17 protein-coding genes are annotated in these 18288 nt (G+C 42.8%); all 17 read left to right on the forward strand.

The window, feature by feature from the left end; translation table 11 throughout:
* The first annotated feature begins 37 nt into the window (after nt 1–37).
* On the forward strand, nt 38–1153 hold the full coding sequence (gene citZ / locus H0266_RS00420) for a citrate synthase (protein WP_181470425.1): 1116 nt from the start codon (nt 38–40) through the stop codon (nt 1151–1153).
* Nucleotides 1154–1271: 118 nt separating this feature from the next.
* Complete coding sequence (gene icd, locus H0266_RS00425; protein ID WP_181470426.1) at nt 1272–2546, forward strand: NADP-dependent isocitrate dehydrogenase; 1275 nt, start codon at nt 1272–1274, stop codon at nt 2544–2546.
* 128 nt (nt 2547–2674) lie between these two features.
* Entirely contained in the window at nt 2675–3613 is a 939-nt protein-coding gene (gene mdh / locus H0266_RS00430) for a malate dehydrogenase (RefSeq protein WP_181470427.1), read from the forward strand.
* Nucleotides 3614–3688: 75 nt separating this feature from the next.
* On the forward strand, nt 3689–4165 hold the full coding sequence (locus tag H0266_RS00435) for a MaoC family dehydratase (protein WP_181470428.1): 477 nt from the start codon (nt 3689–3691) through the stop codon (nt 4163–4165).
* Nucleotides 4166–4436: 271 nt separating this feature from the next.
* Nucleotides 4437–5132: a response regulator transcription factor gene (locus H0266_RS00440; protein ID WP_181470429.1), complete on the forward strand. Its 696-nt coding sequence runs from the start codon at nt 4437–4439 to the stop codon at nt 5130–5132.
* Entirely contained in the window at nt 5133–6887 is a 1755-nt protein-coding gene (gene pnpS / locus H0266_RS00445; protein WP_181470431.1) for a two-component system histidine kinase PnpS, read from the forward strand.
* 261 nt (nt 6888–7148) lie between these two features.
* Nucleotides 7149–7946 carry a protease modulator HflC gene (gene hflC, locus H0266_RS00450; protein WP_343063228.1) on the forward strand — a complete coding sequence of 266 codons (798 nt, stop codon included), beginning with the start codon at nt 7149–7151 and terminating at the stop codon, nt 7944–7946.
* 87 nt (nt 7947–8033) lie between these two features.
* Nucleotides 8034–10670, forward strand: a complete 2637-nt coding sequence (polA, locus tag H0266_RS00455) for a DNA polymerase I (RefSeq protein WP_181470432.1) — start codon at nt 8034–8036, stop codon at nt 10668–10670.
* A 17-nt stretch (nt 10671–10687) separates the two neighbouring features.
* On the forward strand, nt 10688–11512 hold the full coding sequence (gene mutM / locus H0266_RS00460) for a DNA-formamidopyrimidine glycosylase (protein WP_181470434.1): 825 nt from the start codon (nt 10688–10690) through the stop codon (nt 11510–11512).
* Between the two features lie 69 nt (nt 11513–11581).
* Nucleotides 11582–12169: a sporulation membrane protein YtaF gene (ytaF, locus tag H0266_RS00465; protein ID WP_246363572.1), complete on the forward strand. Its 588-nt coding sequence runs from the start codon at nt 11582–11584 to the stop codon at nt 12167–12169.
* Nucleotides 12170–12181: 12 nt separating this feature from the next.
* Nucleotides 12182–12781 (forward strand): dephospho-CoA kinase, encoded by a 600-nt coding sequence (gene coaE, locus H0266_RS00470; RefSeq protein ID WP_181470438.1) that lies wholly within the window; start codon nt 12182–12184, stop codon nt 12779–12781.
* A gap of 132 nt (nt 12782–12913) precedes the next feature.
* Complete coding sequence (locus H0266_RS00475) at nt 12914–13948, forward strand: glyceraldehyde-3-phosphate dehydrogenase (RefSeq protein WP_181470439.1); 1035 nt, start codon at nt 12914–12916, stop codon at nt 13946–13948.
* A gap of 255 nt (nt 13949–14203) precedes the next feature.
* Nucleotides 14204–14581: an adenosylmethionine decarboxylase gene (speD, locus tag H0266_RS00480; RefSeq protein ID WP_220127075.1), complete on the forward strand. Its 378-nt coding sequence runs from the start codon at nt 14204–14206 to the stop codon at nt 14579–14581.
* A gap of 163 nt (nt 14582–14744) precedes the next feature.
* Complete coding sequence (locus H0266_RS00485) at nt 14745–15095, forward strand: cytosolic protein (RefSeq protein ID WP_246363573.1); 351 nt, start codon at nt 14745–14747, stop codon at nt 15093–15095.
* 40 nt (nt 15096–15135) lie between these two features.
* Nucleotides 15136–15600, forward strand: a complete 465-nt coding sequence (gene nrdR, locus H0266_RS00490; protein ID WP_181470440.1) for a transcriptional regulator NrdR — start codon at nt 15136–15138, stop codon at nt 15598–15600.
* A gap of 154 nt (nt 15601–15754) precedes the next feature.
* Complete coding sequence (locus H0266_RS00495) at nt 15755–17107, forward strand: replication initiation and membrane attachment family protein (protein ID WP_181470442.1); 1353 nt, start codon at nt 15755–15757, stop codon at nt 17105–17107.
* Nucleotides 17108–17129: 22 nt separating this feature from the next.
* A complete protein-coding gene (gene dnaI / locus H0266_RS00500) occupies nt 17130–18062 on the forward strand; it encodes a primosomal protein DnaI (RefSeq protein WP_181470444.1) in 933 nt (310 codons plus the stop codon).
* The last annotated feature ends 226 nt before the right edge of the window (nt 18063–18288 follow it).

Raw genomic sequence — 18288 nt, forward strand, 5'->3', positions numbered from 1 at the left:
CAATGAGAACTTCGAATTACTTAAAAGGAGAGATTGTATGTCATCTACTAAAGGTCTAGAAGGAATCACAGCAACGGATTCGTCCATTAGCTCGATAATCAACGACAAACTTACCTACGTTGGATACGATATCGACGATCTAGCAAACAACTCTAGTTTTGAAGAGGTCGTTTATTTACTTTGGAATCAAAAGCTTCCTACATTGAGCGAGTTGAATGAATTTAAAACAGAACTCATTTCAAATATGGATATACCTACTGAAGTTGTGGACCATCTGAAAGGATATGATCTATCGACTGTACATCCAATGGCTGCTCTGCGGACGGCTGTATCGATGCTTGGACTATTCGATCCGGAATCGGACGTCATGGAAGAAGCAGCGAACAAGCGAAAAGCACTGCGTCTACAAGCCAAAATTCCTACAGTCGTTACAGCATTCGCTCGAATCCGAAAAGGGGAAGAGCCAGTTTCTCCGAAGAAAGAATTAAGCTTTGCTGCAAACTTCTTGTACATGCTAAATGGCAAAGACCCTGAAGATATCGAAGTAGAAGCATTTAATAAAGCGCTCGTTCTTCATGCAGACCACGAATTGAATGCTTCAACCTTCACAGCACGTGTATGTGTAGCTACGCTATCTGACGTGTACTCAGGCGTGACAGCAGCCATCGGTGCCTTGAAAGGCCCTCTTCACGGTGGTGCCAACGAGCGAGTGATGAAGATGTTGACTGAGATCGGCGACGTAGATAATGCGATCCCTGCCATTGAGAAAAAATTGGAAAACAAAGAAAAAATCATGGGTATGGGACACCGTGTTTATCGTACAGGCGATCCACGTGCGAAACACTTAAGAGAAATGTCTCGTGAATTGACTGAACTTACAGGTCAATCGAAATACTATGAGATGTCTGTGAAGATTGAAGATTATATTAAAGAAAACAAAGGGCTTCCGGCAAACGTAGACTTTTATTCTGCGTCCGTCTACCACAGCCTTGGAATCGATCACGATGTTTTCACACCAATATTTGCGGTAAGTCGTGTGTCTGGATGGTTGGCTCACATCCTAGAGCAATACTCAAATAACCGACTAATTCGCCCGAGAGCAGAATACGTAGGGCCTAAAGGTCAAACTTATACACCGATTGAAGAGCGTTAAGAACCAAACAGCCTTTTATTAGGGCGGTGCTTTTTCTTGTGTATAATTTAACGTATGATAGAAGGGGATGTTACATCCCAAAAAAGTTAGTAAGCAATATTATTCAGGAGGGTTTCCATTGACACAATCAGAAAAAATCACAGTAGAACAAAACGGAGAATTAAACGTACCTAATCGTCCCGTCATTCCTTTCATCGAAGGTGATGGAATCGGACCAGATATTTGGGCAGCAGCGAGTCGCGTAATCGAAGCGGCCGTTGATAAAGCGTATAACGGTGAAAAATCAATCGAGTGGAAAGAAGTATATGCTGGTCAAAAAGCTTACGATAAGTCCGGTGAGTGGTTGCCAGAAGCTACATTAGACACGATCCGTGATTATAAAATCGCGATCAAAGGACCTCTTACAACACCGATCGGTGGAGGAATTCGTTCATTGAACGTAGCACTACGTCAAGAGCTGGACTTATTTACATGTCTTCGTCCTGTCCGCTACTTCGAAGGCGTACCGTCTCCTGTTAAGCGCCCTGAAGATACCGATATGGCCATCTTCCGTGAGAACACTGAAGATATTTATGCTGGAATCGAGTGGCAACAAGGAACACCTGAAGTGAAGAAAGTGATTGACTTCCTTCAAAATGAAATGGGTGTACATAACATCCGTTTCCCAGAGACGTCTGGAATCGGAATTAAGCCTGTTTCTGAAGAAGGGACAAAGCGACTTGTACGTGCGGCAATTGATTATGCCCTGAACGAAGGTCGTAAGAATGTAACACTTGTACACAAAGGAAACATCATGAAGTTCACAGAAGGCTCCTTTAAATCATGGGGATACGAAGTGGCTGAAGAAGAATATGCGGACAAAGTGTTCACGTGGGCAGAATATGATCGCATTGTAGAAAAAGAAGGAAAAGATGCAGCAAACAAAGCCCAAGATGCTGCCGAAGCTGAAGGGAAGCTGATTGTAAAAGACGCTATTGCGGATATCTTCCTTCAACAAATCCTTACTCGTCCAAAAGAGTTTGACGTTGTCGCTACCATGAACTTGAATGGTGACTATATTTCCGATGCTCTTGCTGCACAAGTAGGTGGAATCGGAATTGCACCTGGAGCGAATATCAACTTTGAAACGGGTCACGCCATTTTTGAAGCAACACACGGAACGGCACCGAAATATGCGGGAATGGATAAAGTAAACCCATCATCTGTTATTCTTTCTGGTGTACTTATGCTTGAGCACCTAGGTTGGAGAGAAGCAGCAGAACTGATCTCCAATTCTATGGATAAAACAATTGGTAGTAAGACGGTCACATACGACTTCGCTCGTATGATGGACGGTGCTACAGAAGTTAAATGTTCTGAATTCGGAGATGCCCTTATCAACAACATGGGATAATTCGGATGCAGTGTGCATTTTGAGTAAAACACCAGCATGAAGGTGAAACCTTCTTGCTGGTGTTTTACATAAGGATAAGACAGTAGATTCAAACTATAATGAAATAACCTTGGAGGAAGGGGATTGTGATGGCCATTCGTAGAAATAAAATCTCAGTCATTGGTGCAGGTTTCACCGGAGCTACAACAGCCTTGATGTTAGCTCAAAAAGAGTTGGGGGATGTCGTGCTCGTTGATGTTCCTGACATGGAAGACCCAACGAAAGGAAAAGCTTTAGATATGTTGGAAGCCAGTCCTGTACAAGGTTTCGATGCGGATATTAAAGGTACATCAAGCTATGAGGATACGAAAGATTCTGATCTCGTCATTATTACAGCGGGGATTGCCAGGAAACCTGGTATGAGTCGTGATGACCTTGTCGCGACAAACTCCAAGATTATGAAGAGCGTGACGAAAGAAATCGTCAAATACTCTCCAGACTGCTATATAGTGGTGTTGACCAATCCGGTTGATGCTATGACGTATTCTGTTTTTCAAGAAGCAGGACTGCCGAAGAACCGTGTCATTGGTCAATCCGGTGTATTGGATACCGCACGTTTCCGTACGTTTGTAGCAGAAGAATTGAACGTATCGATTAAAGATGTAACTGGATTTGTGCTTGGCGGTCACGGAGATGACATGGTCCCTCTTACTCGCTACTCCTTTGCGGGAGGCATTCCGTTAGAGAAGCTGATCGCGAAAGATCGTTTGGATGAAATTGTCGAGCGTACGCGCAAAGGTGGCGGCGAAATTGTCGGACTCCTAGGTAATGGCAGTGCTTATTATGCACCGGCTGCTTCACTTGTTCAGATGGCAGAAGCTATTCTAAAAGATCAGAGAAGGATTTTACCAGCAATCGCTTACCTTGAAGGCGAGTATGGGTATGAGGGAATCTACTTAGGTGTTCCTACCATACTTGGAGGCAATGGAATCGAAGAAGTCATTGAGTTAGAACTTACAGAGGATGAAAAGCAGCAATTGGATAAGTCCGCAGACTCTGTTAAAAATGTTCTTGATGTATTAAAATAAAGAAAGAGGGATTCGAGGCCTATCCTCGGATCTTTTTTTAACTTAAACAGAAAACGCTTACAAAGAGGTGGCTGTATGTTAGATAAGAAACGAAAGTTAGGTAAGAAAATCAGAGATATTCGAGTAGGGGAAACGTTTACGACATCGTTTACCGTTGAGGATCGTGATTTACTTATGTATTTAGGGTTGACGGATGATGCGAATCCACTCTATATACAACATGACTATGCATCACAAACACCTTTTAAACGGCCGGTCGCGCCTACGGTTATGGTCATGGGGATGGTGTCTTCCATTGTGTCCATGCACTTGCCTGGTCCTGGCAGTCATATCGTCCATCAAGAACTCTCCTATCCGAAGCCTGTCTATCATTATGCGGAAATCAGGTTCAATGTAGAAGTGACGAACGTGGATGTGTCAGACCACTTAGTGGATCTCCAAGTGATTGGGTACGATGAAGAAGGAGATGAAGTGTTAAAAGGAAAACTGGCGGTTCATCCGCCGTATGAACCGAGCTCAATGAATGCGACATCGCTTGAGAATTTCTATTAATACTTTGGTTGACTTCAAAACCAAACTGGAAAGGGAGACTAGGATTAGTCTTCCTTTTTTACGTTGTAAGTAGCTTCTAAGGTATGAATTCATAGCGGCTTCTGATTTCCAGCACATAAAAACATGTTATAGAATGTATAAAGAACCCGTTTATAATAGCAAACTCTTGTTAGATCCTTTATTAAGTTTAAGTAAAAATGATAAACATCCGTGTTCAAATTGTAAACTTCATTGTATGATGAAGGTAACTAGGAGCTTGAGGTGATAGGAAATGGAACAGAAGATTTTAATAGTAGACGATGAAGAATCAATTGTAACATTACTGAAGTACAATATTGACCAGGCTGGCTTTGAAACAGAGGTTGCCTATAACGGAACAGATGCTTTAGAAAAAGCATCGAATACCAATTTTGATTTGATTGTTTTAGATGTCATGCTTCCTGGCATGGATGGGATGGAAGTATGTAAACAATTACGTCAAAAGCAAGTAAACACCCCGATCCTCATGTTGACTGCAAAGGACGACGAATTCGATAAAGTACTAGGATTAGAACTTGGAGCGGATGATTACTTAACGAAGCCTTTTAGTCCAAGGGAAGTGGTTGCTAGGATTAAAGCGATTCTACGCCGAATGGTTCGTGAACCAATAGAAGAAGATGGGGGATTCATTAAAATTGCTGACTTGAGCATTTATCCTGAGCAATATGAAGCAACAATCAAAGAAGAGCCTTTGACTTTTACACCGAAGGAATTCGAGTTGCTGCTTTATTTGGCGCAAAATCTTGGACGGGTCCTCTCTAGAGATCAATTGCTGAGTGCTGTGTGGAACTATGATTTTGCTGGTGATACAAGAATTGTGGATGTTCATGTCAGTCACTTAAGAGAAAAGATAGAACCTGATACTAAAAAACCAGTCTATATTAAAACGATCCGTGGGCTTGGATATAAGATGGAGGAGCCTAAATAGATGCCTTCAAATACGAGACCACTTTTAACGTACACGGTCCTCGTTGTGATTGTAATGGTCGGCCTTGGAATCATTCTAGCACAGCTGACCCGTGGTTATTTCATTAATATTTTTGAGCAGAGAATAGAAGTGGAAAGCCAATACTTTGCCACTTATTTAGAGAATTATACAGAAGACAATGATATCAATGAGGACGATTTATTAGAATTCAGTGCTCAATTGAACACGGGGATGGTCTTGATCACTGATGAAGGAAATAAGGCCATTGATACAGTAGAGGCGATTCCCTTGATTTCCGAGCAGGAGAAGCAAATGGTAATGAACCGGGTGTTCGATGAGGAAGAGTCCAACCGTGAGGGTAAACTTGTTGAGAATATCTTTTATTACCCGATTGAACTCGATTACGGGAGCACTCAAGGAACGTTGATACTCCTCTCTCCCGTGAAGTCCCTTACAAATATTACAAAGAACATTTGGTTATTGATCGGAGTGACATTGTTACTTGGGTTGTTAGCTATCTTCTTTATCGGGTTCAACGTCTTTTCTAAATATGTTCGGCCGATCCGGTCGGCGGCTTCTGTTGCAACGGAGCTTGCGGATGGCAATTATAAAGCAAGAACGTACGAAGGTCATTTCGGAGAGGCGGGTCAGTTGAGCCGGTCTATCAATATATTGGCTAGAAATTTACAGGAAATGACGAGTACGAAGGGAATGCAGGAAAACCAGCTAGAAGCGGTGATTAATAACATGGGGAACGGGCTTGTCCTCATAGATGAGAAGGGGTATATCTTGCTGGTCAACCGTGCGTTTCTAGAGACCTTCGGCGGCGAAGGCACGGATTACGTCAGTTATTTGTATCACGACGCTATTCCTCATACAGCTATTCATGAGACCGTTCAGAAAATCTATATGTTCGAAGAAACGGTAAGTGAGACCTTCGTTTTACCTGTAAATATCGATCGGAAACACTTAGAAGTGACAGGGGCCCCGATCTTTAGTGAGAATAAGAAGTGGAAAGGCATTGTCCTTGTTTTCCACGATATTTCTGAGCTGAAGCAGCTCGAGCAAATGCGTAAGGACTTCGTTGCTAATGTATCACATGAGCTTAAAACGCCGATCACATCGATACGAGGTTTCTCAGAGACCTTGTTGGACGGCGCAATGAAAGACGAAGCGATGCTTGAACAATTTTTGCAGATTATCCTTAAAGAAAGTGGACGACTGCAATCTTTGATTCAAGACTTGTTGGAACTCTCGAAGCTAGAGCAAGATGACTTTCATTTAAATATTGAAAACATCGGGATGCAACGGTTACTTCATGACTTAATTCCGATTGTTCAACAACAAGCGGACAATAAAGGGATTCGTTTGAACACTACTCTCGAGGAGGACCCGTTTGTTCAAGGGGATTCAAGTCGATTGAAGCAAGTGTTCATGAACCTTCTGACGAATGCCGTAAACTACACCCCAGAGGGTGGGGAAGTAGCCATTGAACTCGAAGAACTTGAGGATCATGTGAAAGTATCTGTGAAGGATAATGGTGTAGGTATTCCAGAGGAAGAAATTTCGAGGATTTTTGAGCGATTTTACAGAGTGGATAAAGCCAGAAGTCGTAACTCTGGTGGAACTGGTTTAGGTCTTGCAATCGTGAAACACATTATAGAGGGCCACCATGGCAGGATCTATGTGGAGAGTGAAGTCGACAATGGGACAGTGTTTCATGTAGAGATCCCGAAGGAGTTTACACAAAATTAATACTCTCTTCACTTTGTGTTTAAATTTGTTTGTTAAAGTACTTATGAAACCCTTTCATCCAAGGTGTTTTCTCATTTGGGCAGAAGCATCCCTCGCTTCTGCCTTTTTTTGATGCTAAAAATATGAAATTGTCATTTAATTGAAACCCTTTTGGGATTGAAACCGTATTTTTATTACAAATACATAAAGAAGGGAATACGGGGGCTGAGATTCCTTAGAATAGCGATCCTTCTATTTGTTGGATTAAGCTCTGTAGTCAATGTGAAAGAGGGAGAATACAAGGTTGTACGTCAATTTGGAGATGTTATTAAGATTCATGAAGATCCAGGCTTGAAATTTAAAATTCCACTCGTGCAAGAGGTGTCTTCTTTATCGAAGAAGAAAAGGGTTTACGATGTAGATCAAAAGGAAATCACAACACTCGATAAGAAAAGAATGATTATTGATAATTATGCAATCTGGAGCATTTCAAATCCAGAGTCGATGATTTCCAATGCACGTACAACCGCCAATGCGGAAGCGCGTATGGGAGAGTTCATTTTTTCCATTGTTCGAACGGAACTCGGTAAAATGAACTTCTCCGACATTATCAGTGAGGAAAGCTCGCGTGGAGAGTTGAACGAGAAAATCACCAGTCGAGTAAATGAGTTTTTATCACGAGATAATTATGGGATTGTTGTTGATGATGTTCGCATCAAACGGTCTGACCTGCCTGAGGCGAACGAAAATGCAGTGTTCAATCAGATGATCACAGATCGAAATAAGGAAGCCCAGAAGTACTTGTCAGAAGGGGAAGCTGAGAAAATACGCGATATCTCAGAAGTGGATCGTGAAGTCAAAGAGATGCTCTCTACAGCACGCGCGAATGCAGAGAAAATTCGGGCAGAAGGTGAGCAGCAAGCTGCACAAATCTATAATGATTCCTTCTCCCAAGACCAGGAATTTTATCAATTGTATCGTACGTTAGAGTCTTATAAAAGGACAATTGACGGTGAAACGACGATTATCCTGCCTAAGGATTCACCGTATGCTCAACTTCTGTTAGGATATTTTGAATAATCAAACGTGTGCGTCTTTTTCTTCTCTACTGTAATCATGGTAGAATAAAGGAAAAGACGCATGTTTATGTTCAGAGGAGTGGAAACGATGGCGGAAAAAGTTGTTTTAATTGATGGAAATAGTATTGCCTACCGGGCCTTTTTTGCTTTGCCTTTATTGAATAATGACAAAGGGGTCTACACGAATGCGGTTTACGGGTTCACGACAATGCTACTGAAGATCTTAGAAGAAGACCAACCTGACCATCTTCTGGTCGCTTTTGATGCGGGAAAAACGACGTTTCGTCATAAGACGTATACAGAATATAAAGGTGGACGTCAAAAGACGCCATCTGAACTTTCTGAGCAGTTTCCTGTTCTGAAAGAGCTATTAGATGCCTTCGGTGTCAAGTACTATCAGCTCGATCAATACGAAGCAGATGATATCATCGGTACCCTAGCCACTCAAGCGGGTGATAAGGGACTTGATGTCAAGGTTATCTCAGGAGATAAGGACCTGCTTCAACTAGTCAGTGACAACATCACGGTCAGTCTCACGAAAAAAGGGATTACCAATGTAGATACATATGATCCTGCCTTCCTGCTCGAAAAAATGGAAGTTCGTCCAGACCAAGTCATTGATTTGAAAGCGTTAATGGGGGATAGTTCTGATAATATCCCAGGCGTACCTGGTGTTGGAGAGAAAACGGCGGTTAAACTTCTGAAGCAGTTCGACAAACTTGAAAAAGTCTATGAGAATCTAGACGAAGTGAGCGGTAAAAAGTTAAAAGAGAAGTTGGAAAGCAACCAAGACGAAGCGTTCATGAGCAAAGAATTGGTAACCATCGATCGCCAATCACCGATTGAAGTGACCCTTGAAGACTTGGCTTTTCCAGGTTATGAGACACAGAAAGTAACGGAGTTCTTCAAAGAGCTAGGGTTTCAATCATTATTATCGCGTGTGCAAGGAGAAGCGGGGAACGATGAAGCGGCTGAGTTACCGGACATTGATATAGAAGTTGTTGAAAACATAAATTCAGAAATGTTCACAGGGCAAGAGGCGCTGGTTGTGGAAATGCTTTACGATAACTACCATCAGGCTCCAATCGAAGGTATTGCGATTGTCAACGACACGAAGAAGTATGTTCTTTCGATTGAAGATGCATCTAAGTCCGATGAATTCAAACAGTGGGCCGAAGATACCAATAAGGAAAAATGGGTATTTGATGCAAAAGGAACAGTAGTGGCTTTACTACGCTACGGCATTCATGTTCAAGGGATTACCTTTGACTTGCTGCTCGCGTCTTATTTGATCAACCCTGCCGAGAACAATCATGACATTCCGGCTATCAGTCATCGTATGGGAGAAAATGCGGTCAAGTATGATGAAGAGGTCTATGGAAAAGGCGCGAAGATGAAGCGTCCAGACGATGATGACGTATTCTATACACATATTGGTCGTAAAGCACAAATGGTCTATCAATTGAAAGCATCAGCGGAAGAGCAATTGAAGCAGAACGAACAGTTCGAATTGTATAAAGAACTTGAAATGCCTCTCGCATTGATTCTAGGTCAGATGGAACACCGTGGAGTTCTTCTTGATGTTGATCGTCTGCAAGGGATGGGCGATGAACTAGAAGGGCGTCTGGAAACGGTCCAAGCCGAGATTTATGAGTTGGCAGGCGAAACGTTCAACTTGAATTCACCGAAACAATTAGGTCCGATTCTTTTTGAAAAGCTAGAGCTTCCCGTCATTAAGAAGACGAAAACGGGCTATTCTACATCAGCGGATGTATTAGAGCAATTAGAAGAGAAACATGAAATCATTCCAAAGATTCTTCTATATCGTCAGCTAGGCAAGCTGAAGTCTACTTATATCGAAGGTTTACTGAAGGTCGTCCACGAGGATACGAACAAGATCCATACGCGCTTCAACCAGGCGTTGACCCAGACGGGACGATTGAGTTCCATTGATCCGAACTTACAAAACATCCCGATCCGGTTGGAGGAAGGGAGAAAAATCAGGCAAGCGTTCGTTCCATCTAAAGAAGGTTGGGTGATGTTTGCGAGTGATTATTCCCAAATCGAGTTACGGGTACTTGCCCATATTGCAAAAGACGAGAAACTGATGGCTGCCTTTAAAGAAGGGCAGGACATTCACACTCAGACGGCAAGCGAAGTTTTCGGTGTGGACAAAGATGATGTCACGAGCGATATGAGACGACAAGCGAAGGCGGTAAACTTTGGAATCGTTTATGGGATCAGTGATTACGGCTTATCCCAAAGCCTAGGGATCTCAAGAAAAGAAGCCCAGGCATTTATTGATAAGTATTTCGAGAGTTACCCAGGTGTAAAAGAATATATGGAAGATACCGTAAGAGAAGCGAAACGGACCGGCTATGTGACGACGTTCATGAATCGCCGAAGGTATTTACCGGACATCACGAGCCGTAACTTCAACAAGCGGAGTTTCGCTGAACGTACAGCGATGAACTCGCCGATTCAGGGCAGTGCTGCAGACGTGATCAAAAAAGCGATGATTGATCTTGATCAGAAATTGAAAGAGGATCAATTCCAGGCTCGTATGTTGTTGCAAGTACACGATGAACTCATATTAGAAGCACCAGAAGAAGAAGTTGAAAAACTGAAAGAAGTCGTGGCATCGGTCATGGAGCATACGCTTGAACTGAATGTTCCCCTAGAAGTGGATTATTCATATGGTCCTACCTGGTACGACGCTAAGTAAGTGAGGAGTATGAAAGTATGCCAGAATTACCAGAAGTTGAAACAGTCAGACAAACTTTATTGCAATTAGTGAAAGAAAAAACGATTGAACGCGTTTCGGTGTACTGGGGCAATATTATAAAACGTCCTGAAGATCCAAATGAATTCAAAAGACAACTGGAAGGCCAAACCATTCGGGATATCGATCGCAAGGGAAAGTTTATGATTTTCTATATGGATGATCTTTCTCTCGTATCTCATCTGCGTATGGAGGGGAAATTCGGAGTTTATGATGCTTCTGTAGAAAAGCCCAAACATACTCATGTGGTTTTCCATTTTACAGATGGAACAGAGCTTAGGTACGACGATGTGCGGAAGTTTGGAACGATGCATATCTTTCCTAAAGGGGAAGAATTCAAACAGAAGCCGTTGATCCTGCTGGGTCCTGATCCATTTGCGGAGGCGTTTACGCTCGATTATTTTTATAATCGATTGAAGAAAACATCACGGAATATAAAGGCCGTGCTTCTTGATCAGAGTGTCGTTGCTGGACTTGGTAATATTTACGTCGACGAAGCTCTTTATCAAGCTAAGATACACCCGGAGCGGATTGCAAGTAGCTTGACGAAACAAGAAGCTGAAGAACTGAGGCAAGCGAGTATCGATATTATTTTGACCGCCATTGATCAGGGTGGGTCCACGATCCGCTCTTATATAAATAGCCAGGGACAAATCGGAATGTTTCAACAACAGTTGAAAGTGTACGGAAAAGAAGACACCGAATGTCCAGCGTGCGGTACGGAGATTACTAAGTTGAAAGTCAGTGGCAGGGGTACTCATATTTGTCCGACCTGCCAGAAGTAAACACGTTCTAGCCCAAATCCCATATACTACTCACAGTTTAAGAGCTGGGGTGGGGATATGGGTGTTCCGATGTTTACATTCTTATTCGTATTAGCTGTAAGTATGGATAGCTTTGGAATTGGTTGTGTTCTTGGCATGAAGAAGATTCACATAACTTTCAGAGGGATTCTTCTAATCTCTTTTGTTTCGGGAGGGATGTTCTTAGCTTCCTCTTATCTCGGATATTTGCTGCTTCCATTCATCTCACCCGTTTATGCGGAACGGATAGGAGCTATTGCGTTAATCCTTATCGGAATGTATTTCTTATGGCAGTTTTTTAGAAGCCCCGATCAAGAAGATGAGGAAGAGCCGTGGCTGAATCCAGCGAAAGTATTGAATGATCCACTAGCTGCTGATGTGGATCATTCGGGAGGCATTCAAGGAAAAGAAGTATGGTTACTAGGAGCAGCTTTGTCTCTGGATACGATTGGGGCGGGAATCAGTGGAGCCTTTATTGGGATCTCCCCCTTTCTTACGGCTACACTCATTGCCATCTCTACATTCGCTATGCTTTCTGGTGGTGTGATCAGTGGTTCGAAGTGGACAGAGAAGGTCGAAAGTGTCTCGATTCTGCCAGGAGTACTACTCATCATCATAGGTTTGATCAAGTTAACGTAAAGGATGAAGTAAATGACGGTCGTAATTGGATTAACAGGCAGTATCGCTACAGGAAAAAGTACCGTTTCAAAAATGTTTGCTGATTTAGACATTCCCGTCATAGATGCGGATCAGTTGTCGAGAGAAGTGGTTGAACCAGGTGAGTTGGCCTACAAACAAATTGTTGAAACGTTCGGAGAAGGCATTTTGCATAAGGATCGAACGATCGATCGTAAGCAACTCGGTAAAGTCATTTTTTCTGATAAAGAAAAGAGACAGCAACTAAATGACATTGTTCACCCTGAGGTCAGAAGGGAAATGATCGCTCGTCGAGAGTCTTATAAGAAGAAGGGGGCTAAGGCTGTTGTGTTAGATATTCCGTTGTTGTTTGAGAGCGAACTGACGGATTACGCTGACAGGACGCTAGTTGTATATATCGATGAACAAACGCAGTTAGAGCGTCTGATGGCACGAGACGATTCAAAAGCGGAAGAAGCGAAGCAGCGGATTGACTCACAAATTCCAATCTCCAAGAAAGCCAGATGGGCAGATGCAGTGATTGATAATAGAGGAACAGTGGATGAGAGTTTTCAGCAACTAAAAGACATACTTCATAGGTGGGAAGTCGTATAATAACACGTCGGGAGTTCAACCGACGTGTTTTTTCTATTTATTTATGATCACAATCGAAAAAGCGCTTACAATATGTTATACTAATCGTGAAAAAACAACCAAAAGTATATCATATATATAGGGGGCTGGATTATGGAGAAGACAAAGATTGCCATAAATGGGTTGGGGAGAATTGGCCGGATGGTTTTCAGAAAGGCTGCAATGGATGAGACGATTGACCTTGTTGCTGTCAATGCCAGTTATCCGGCAGAGACAATCGCTCATATGTTGAAATACGATAGTGTGCATGGACGATTTGAAGGGGATATTCAACCAATGGAAGATGGTATAGAAGTGAATGGTAAGAAGGTTCATCTCTGCTCGACAAGAAATCCATTGGAACTTCCTTGGTCAGAACTTGATGTTGATATCGTGATTGAAGCAACAGGAAAGTTCAGAACCCAAGAAGAGGCTTCTTTACACATCGAAGCAGGGGCACAGAAAGTGATCATTACAGCTCCAGGAAAAGGAGTTGATGCGACCGTCGTCATGGGCGTGAACGAAGATACGTACTTGCCTAAAGAACATCATGTCATCTCCAATGCTTCCTGCACGACCAACTGCCTTGCTCCCGTAGTGAAAGTGCTGGAAGATCAATTTGGCATTGAAAATGGACTGATGACGACAGTGCACGCCTTCACGAATGATCAGAAGAACTTAGATAATCCACATAAAGACTTGAGAAGAGCCCGTGGGTGCACTCAATCCATCATTCCGACGTCAACGGGTGCCGCGAAAGCGTTAGGGGAAGTGATTCCATCATTGAAAGGGAAGCTGAATGGAATGGCCTTACGTGTACCCACTCCGAACGTATCCCTCGTCGATTTGGTCGTAGACTTGAAGCAAGATGTCACGGCTGAAGAGGTCAATCGGGCCTTTTCTGAAATCGCCCACAATGAAATGAAGGGAATCTTGGAATATAATGACGAGCCCTTAGTCTCCATAGACTATACGACGTCCCCATCCTCAGCTATTATTGATGGGTTGTCTACGCAAGTGATTGAAGAACGAAAAGTTAAGGTGCTCGCTTGGTACGATAATGAGTGGGGGTATTCTTGCCGCGTGGTGGATTTGGCCAAATACGTAGGCAATTTCATGAAACAAGAAACGACAGCACGTGTATCCTAACTAGTCATTCTTCCTATTTTATCCTATAATAGCCATAGGGTAAGGAGTTCCCTTGTTGAGGGGGGACGGCTTCACTAAATAAACCTTGCAATATGGGGATAAACCGTATATACTTCTTTTTGAACTTCTGAATTTCAATGGAATTCATGTCTACTCAAAGGGTTAGGACCTCTCAGGACTAACTTTCCCCCGTGGTAGTTCATGAGTGTTATTTAGAAGATAAAAGAAGTTAATGTACAAAGGGGGATCCTAGAAATGGATACAATGGGAAGACATGTAATTGCTGAATTATGGGACTGTAACGAAGGAAAATTGAACGATATGTCGTATATAGAACAAGTTTTTGTGGATGCTGCTCTGAAGGCTGGAGCAGAAGTGAGAGAGGTTGCTTTTCATAAGTTTGCTCCTCACGGTGTAAGTGGGGTTGTCATTATCTCTGAATCGCATTTGACGATTCACAGTTTCCCTGAACACGGATATGCAAGTATAGATGTGTACACATGTGGAGATCGCATTGACCCCAATGTTGCTGCCCTGTACATCGTAGATGCTCTGGAAGCCGGAAGAAATGAAACGGTTGAAGTGCCACGGGGTATGGGACCGGTTGAAGTTCAACAGTCCCGCGCTCTGTAATTGTGAAAAGTGAAGCCACACAGTCTCGCATTATGCTGTGTGGCTTTTGTTTGTCTTTTAGACCTTCCTTTCCCTCTTTCTTAGAAACGTGTTAAAATAAAGAAAGAAAATGTCGAATGGCTTGAAGGGATTTGAGGATTTGAAAGCATTTATTTCGAAATACTTGAGTAAACATTCAGAGACTGACGAGAAACATAAGGACGAACAGCTGATCACGCACTATTACAAAGCGAAACATGACGACGTCTTTCGTGCGGTGGAGGGCTTATTCGCCTCCCCATCCGAAATTGTCGCTGCTTCTAAAGAGCGTGGGGAGATCACTGTGAAGTATAAAGGGAAAAGGCGTGCATTCATTGTAGCGACGGTTATAATGGTACGTCCATTCCGAACAGCCGTTGATTTCTCTGTAACGACTGACTCGGGTGGTCCGGTTGATTTGGGTTTCAGTAGAAACTTGATTATAGATTTCTATAAACAACTAGATGGCGAGTTCACCGTCACCGATCCCTCATAAGAAAGCGGGCAAAATGAAGACGACGTGGAGTTGATCAAATATGAAATGTCCAAATTGCCATTATAAAAGTACCAAAGTCTTGGATTCAAGGCCGATTGAAGAAGGTCAAGCTATCCGGAGAAGAAGAGAATGTGAACAATGCGATTTCCGCTTCACGACGTTTGAACGGATTGAGGAAGTTCCCTTAATTGTCGTGAAGAAAGAAGGAACACGTGAAGAGTTCAGTCGTGAAAAGTTAATGCGGGGGCTCATCAGGGCTTGTGAGAAACGTCCTGTAGCTGTCGAGGAACTAGAAGGTGTGACCGCAGATATCGAAAAAGAATTAAGAAACCGTGGTGTTTCCGAAGTTCTCAGTAAAGATATCGGAGAGATGGTCATGGAGCGGTTGTCCAAGATCGACGAGGTGGCTTATGTCCGCTTTGCTTCCGTTTACCGACAGTTCAAGGATATTAATGTATTTATTGACGAATTGAAAGATTTAATTAAACACGAGGATGAAGAATGAGCCTGTCGTGGCTCATTTTCTTTTTCCAGGGGCCAAACGGTCGATCTATGGAAAGTCTTAAACAGCACCTTACGTTGACTCTTTTGAGATGTTGTTTAAGGTTTTCAGCAATGGAATGGCCGTTCCGTAAGAATCATTAGGAGGTGGCAAGAGCATGAATTCATCCATTGGGAAATTGTTACCGGTAGACGGATTTAAGCTTACAAAGCGTGGCGAGTTGCCTAAAGGAGCGCACCGTTCATTGACGCACTTGTATCAGCCGATTATCGGCAGGTTGGCTGTCGCTTTATATCAAACGCTTGTATCGGAATACGAAATGACAGATGCTGAACAAGTACAGTCCCATCATACACTTATGTCTTATTTGTCAGCACCGTTGGACCAAATCTATGAAGCGAGAAAACAGCTGGAAGCAATCGGGTTACTTCGTACGTTCAAGCAATCGACCGTAGATACTCAAACCGAATATGTGTACACGTTGTACCCCCCTTTTCCACCTGAGGAGTTCCTTCGTGATGATATGTTGTCGTTACTGCTTCATCATGAAATTGGGGAAGATAAATACCAACGATTGCATGCGAAATTGGTGCGTCCGGACCCTTCCTTAGCTTCTTATGAGGAAGTGACGGCCAGTTTTGACGAAGTCTTTCACGCTGTGACCAGTGGTCCCATTCCGGTACGTGAGAAAGTGGAGAATAATGGACAATCTACTAAAGCTCAAGGACCATCTCTTCAAAATGATCGTGTGGACTTCGAATGGTTACATCAATCTCTTAAGCAAAAGATGTATATAAGCGAGAAGGTGTTGACGGGGTATAACAAGCGTCTCATTACTCAACTAGCTTCCTTGTACAACCTGACTTCGCTGGAATTAGAAAAAGCCGTCACATGGGCGATCGACGAAAATAATGAGCTTGTCATCGAAGAGTTGAAAACGGCGTGTCATGATTTTATGAAAGAGAAACCGAAGCCGAACCAGGACAAACAACTAGACTTACGAGATAAAGTGAAACCATCAGAGCCATCCAATCAAAAAAAGAGTAAGCGTGATCAGTTAGTGGAGCGTTTTGAGCAGATCTCACCTCGAGAATTATTGGAAGACTTATCACGAGGCAATCATGCGGCTGATCAAGACTTGAAAGTGATACGTGATGTGATGACCGAACAAGGCCTCACCCCTGGCGTGATGAACGTTCTTGTGCATTATGTGATGTTGAGGACAGACCAGAAATTATCCAAACCATATGTTGAGAAAATCGCGAGTCATTGGGCGAGAAAAAATGTCAAGACCGTAAATCAAGCCATGAATCTTGCAACAGCTGAACACCAGAAGTACCAACAGTGGGGGCAGCAAAAAACGTATCAACGCAAAGGGGCCAAGGATGAAGTGATTCCGGAATGGTTCAATAAACAGAAGAGGCGTGAAGCGAAGCCGACGGAAGATGAAGCGGTGAATACGGACGAGTTAGCTGAACAGTTGAAACGGTTAACGAATAAAGGAAATTGAATGAAGAGGTAGGTGAAAGCGAATGGAGCCGATTCAAAGTTCCCTGAAAAAATGGATGAAAGATCATAAAGAATTCCAAAAACGCATGACCCAGATGCAAAGTGAAGTTCTTCAAGCAAAAGAAGTACAAGCGCTGCGTGAGGAACACCCTTCTTTGACTGATGAAGCGATCAATAAACAATTGATTAAGTTGTATGAATATCAGTCGCAATCCAAAAACTGCGAAAAGTGTCCGTCTCGTGATGAATGCATTAATATGCTGCCTGGATATGTGCCTAGGGTTGAAGTGGAAGGTCAAGAAATCAAACTGGCTTATGATAAATGTCGTAGACAACGAAAGCATGATCAACAAGAGAAGCAGCAGTCCTTGATCAAGAGTCTGCACATTCCGCGTGAAATATTAGAGGCTACATTGGAGCGCATTGACCCTCATGATCCAGCTAGAGGGCAGGCCGTAAGACAAACGTTTAACTATATAGAAAACCTGACGGATGAGTTACCGAGCAAAGGTCTTTATTTTCACGGTCCATTCGGTGTAGGGAAGACCTTCTTCCTTGGAGCCATTGCGAATAAGCTGAGTGATAAAGGCATCCCTTCGATGATTATCTATATGCCCGAATTTGTAAGGGAAATTAAAGCATCAATCAAAAATGATTCTATTAACGAAAAGATCGAAGCGTTCAAAGAGGTTCCGGTATTGATGCTGGATGACATTGGAGCGGAGTCCCAATCAGCCTGGTTCAGAGATGAAGTCTTAGGGTCCATTTTGCAATACCGAATGATGGAGAGACTTCCTGTATTCTTCAGCTCAAATTATAGTATGGAAGACTTGGAGAAAGTACTGATGACGAGTAACCGTGGTGATGTAGACAAAGTAAAAGCGCAACGTATTACGGAACGAATTCGGCAACTTAGCCAGACAGTTGTCGTAAATGGTGAAAACCGGAGGTCCTAGTCAATAAAATTCAGTCTTGATCACGGCGGATAAAAAGTTGATATTCAAGCATGAACCCTGAATTCCTCACATAAATATAAGATGGAATAGACAACCCTATACCTATTTGAGAACCTGAACTTATGTTAGAGACCATCATGCTTTTTACCATCAGGGTAAAAGGATTCATGGATAGGAACGTTGGGATGAGGGGGGAATGCAGTGGTTTGTATCCGGTTTTCCAAAC

The organism is Halobacillus locisalis (assembly GCF_013694105.1).
Taxonomy (GTDB): Bacteria; Bacillota; Bacilli; order Bacillales; family Halobacillaceae; genus Halobacillus; species Halobacillus locisalis.